At 68.5% G+C, this 2961-nt stretch carries 4 protein-coding genes and 1 pseudogene; 4 read left to right on the forward strand and 1 reads right to left on the reverse strand.

Annotated elements, in window-relative coordinates; translation table 11 throughout:
• The first annotated feature begins 242 nt into the window (after positions 1 to 242).
• Complete coding sequence (locus AB1460_RS36620; protein WP_368967091.1) at positions 243 to 707, forward strand: WD40 repeat domain-containing protein; 465 nt, start codon at positions 243 to 245, stop codon at positions 705 to 707.
• Positions 708 to 894: 187 nt separating this feature from the next.
• A pseudogene (locus AB1460_RS36625) lies at positions 895 to 993 on the forward strand (Fe-S cluster assembly protein HesB); the annotation flags it as partial.
• 206 nt (positions 994 to 1199) lie between these two features.
• On the opposite strand, the gene AB1460_RS36630 reads toward AB1460_RS36625, so the two are convergent.
• Positions 1200 to 1676, reverse strand: a complete 477-nt coding sequence (locus AB1460_RS36630; protein ID WP_368967093.1) for a MarR family winged helix-turn-helix transcriptional regulator — start codon at positions 1674 to 1676, stop codon at positions 1200 to 1202.
• Positions 1677 to 1764: 88 nt separating this feature from the next.
• Here AB1460_RS36630 and AB1460_RS36635 point away from each other — a divergent pair, with 88 nt between their 5' ends.
• Together AB1460_RS36635 and AB1460_RS36640 are read left to right on the forward strand one after the other, a co-directional pair.
• Positions 1765 to 2613, forward strand: coding sequence for an NAD(P)H-binding protein (locus tag AB1460_RS36635; protein ID WP_368967095.1), 849 nt, complete (start codon positions 1765 to 1767; stop codon positions 2611 to 2613).
• A 190-nt stretch (positions 2614 to 2803) separates the two neighbouring features.
• The gene (locus tag AB1460_RS36640; protein ID WP_368967097.1) at positions 2804 to 2941 is read left to right on the forward strand and encodes a hypothetical protein; all 138 of its coding nucleotides are present in this window, start codon (positions 2804 to 2806) and stop codon (positions 2939 to 2941) included.
• Positions 2942 to 2961 lie beyond the last annotated feature (20 nt).

Consider the following 2961-nt stretch of genomic DNA (forward strand, 5'->3'; position numbering starts at 1 on the left):
CCATCCTCCTGCTCCGAGGAGGCCATGTCTGCCATGGTCAACGTCACCGGTCTTGAAGATCCCATCTCGCCCTGCGCTACAGAGGTTTCAGTGATCCTCGTGTCTCACGGGACTCTGACAGACAGGGTTCTCCCGGGACGGGCGCACGTTGGCCAGCGCCAGCCAGGACGGCACCGTGCGGCTGTGGGACATCGCCGAGCGGACCCCCCAACCGTTGACCGGCCGCATCGCAGTGTGGTTCCGTGGCGTTCTCCTCGGACAAGCGCACGCTGGCCAGCGCCAACAGCGACAGCACGGTGCAGGTGTGGGACATGACAGAGGGGACCATCCCCCACCCCGTGGCATCCCTGACTGGTCACAGCGATGAGGTGGGATCGGTCGCGTTCTCCCCGGACGGGCGCACGCTGGCCAGCGCCAGCGACGACCACACAGCGCGACTGTGGGACGCGGCCGAGGGCACCCTCCTCCACACCTTGCCCGGCCACACCGAGCCGGTGATGTCGGTGGCGTTCTCCCCCGACGGGCACATCCTGGCCAGCGCCAGCCAGGACCGCACAGTGCGACTCTGGGACGTGGCCACGCAGACCACCACCCACACATTGAACGGCCACACCGGCCCCGTGTTCTCGGTGGCGTTCTCCCCGGACGGACGCACGCTGGCCAGCGCCAGCAACGACAAAACCGTGCGGCTGTGGGACATGAGCTGACAGAGTCCTGATCCTGGAACAGACCGGCCTGGACCACTCTTCAGCACTCCCCAACACAGGGGCGTCAGAGCCCTTGATCGTCATGTCAGGTCGCGTCGACGTTCGCCGGCCGGTGCCGCCTGCGATGAGAGGGCGGTCTGGCCAGTGGCGCAACGGCCACCGCGGCGGGGTCGGCTACGGTGATGTCGTGGGACTGCACCTGAGCCAGATCGACGAGGCCGATGAGCTGCTGGCGAACGATCCGTTGGCGCTGCTGATCGGGATGGTGCTGGACCAGCAGGTCCCGGAAAGCTGGAGTGGTTCGGGACGTTCTGCGTCCGCCTGACTGCGTAGCGGCTTCGTTCCGGCTGCCGGAACAAAGGACCACAGCGGGTGACCGGGTCGGCGTTTGACGGGCCGGACCCTGCGCCAGTAACGATGTGGGTTACTTTTTCCCCGCCGTCCCCGACCATGTCAGCTTCTCGGCGCGCACCACGGGCATTGAGGCCGTACTCAACTCGGGCCTGAGCCTCGCTCACCGGCGGCACGTTCATAGGCGCGCAGGGTGCTGACGACCAGGTGGCGTTCAGCCGGGGTCAGTGGTTGGAGCGCCTCCCGCCACGCGCTGGTGCCCGGGCCGAGCCATCCCTCGATCGCCGGGCGGCCCGCGGCGGTGATGCTGACGATCCTGCGTCGGCGGTCATCGGGGTCCTCGTGACGCTCAACGATCTTAGCGCGGTCCAGGTCGGCGACCATCAGGCTGACCGTTGTCGGCGCGACCTCAAGCCGTGTGGCCAGGGCGTTGACGGTGGTGGGGCCGTCGAGCAGCAGGTAGGACAGCAGGGTTAGGTGCCGTGGGCCGAGAGCCAGGCCGGCCAGCTCGGCGGGCGGCGACGTCCGCTTCGCCCGCCCGACCAGCTGCGGCATCAGCAGCAACAGCGCGCGGACTGCCTGGTCCATATCGAGTTCGTCCTCGCTCTGGCTTGACATCGCCCTCCCCATGCCTTTAGTTTTGCGATCAAAGATACTTTGCTTGCAAAGATAATCCTGTTCTCGTCGCCTGCACGATCGGAGAGTCATGACCATCCTTGTCACCGGCGCCAGCGGGAACATCGGGTCGCGTCTGGTCGCCGCGCTGGCCGGGTCGGGCTACCCGGTCCGCGGCTCGTCCCGCGATGCGACGACCCTACGGCTGCCCGCCGGCGTCGAGTTGGCCGAGCTCGATCTCGCCGACCCCGGTCCGTCCGCGGCGAAGGCGCTGCGTGGGGTCGGGTCCGTCTTCCTCTACCCGGTGATCGGTACTGTCGACGCCTTCGTGGCGGCGGCCGTGGACGCGGGCGTGCGTTACGTGGTGCTGTTGTCCTCCCCGGCGGCTTACGAGGTCGGAGAGTTCAACCGGCCCATCGGGCAGATCCACCGCGCGGTCGAGCGGGCTGTGGCCGACTCGGGCCTCGCGCACACGGTACTGTATCCAAGCTGGCTTGCGACCAATACCCGGCGCGACTGGGCAGATCAGATCCGGACCAGCGCACGGGTCGCGATGGCATCCGCGGACGCCCCCGTCACGCCGATCCATCCCGACGACATCGCTGAGGTCGCCGCCAGTCTGCTCACCCACGAGACCTTCCGTTCCCGGATGCAGATCCTCACCGGACCGCAGTCGATGCGCATGCGGGACGCGGTTGCGATCATCGGCGACGTCCTCGGTGTCGACGTCACCGTCGAGAACGTGACCCGGGAGCAGGCGCTGGACCTTGACCAGGGCCGGATTCCCCGTCCGATCCTGGAAACCCTACTCGACGTGGCCGCGGCAACCATCGGCCAGACCGCCCCCGTCACCAACGCGGTCGAGCGGATCACCGGTCACCCCGCCCGGTCGCTGCGCTCCTGGCTCGAAGTCCACCGGAGCGACTTCCAACGCGGCTGACCCCTCCATCGGACCGAACCGCCCTATTCGCCGCCGCGCGTCTGGGTGACCTGGACGCGCCGGCCGACCGGGCGCTGGACGGGCTGCCCGTCACGATCGGCCGGCGGCACCGGCTCGCGGAGGGCCGACGACACGGCGATCCGGCTGGCGGCCCGTTGGCCGCTTCGGACGGTCGGCTACGGTGAGATTCGTGGGCCTGCACCTGAGGCAGATCGACGAGGCCGACGAGCTGCTGACGAACGATCCGCTGGCGCTGCTGATCGGGATGGTGCTGGACCAGCGGGTCTCGGAAGGATGGAGCAGAGCGGGACGTTCCGCCCCCGCATAGACGTGCCGCGGTCAAGCGGG

This window comes from Parafrankia sp. FMc2 (assembly GCF_041008525.1).
Lineage (GTDB): Bacteria > Actinomycetota > Actinomycetes > Frankiales > Frankiaceae > Parafrankia.

Coding starts and splice junctions, on each gene's coding strand:
- AB1460_RS36630 (WP_368967093.1), bottom strand. CDS start 1,676: ATGTCAAGCCAGAGCGAGGACGAACTCGATATGGACCAGGCAGTCCGC.
- AB1460_RS36635 (WP_368967095.1), top strand. CDS start 1,765: ATGACCATCCTTGTCACCGGCGCCAGCGGGAACATCGGGTCGCGTCTG.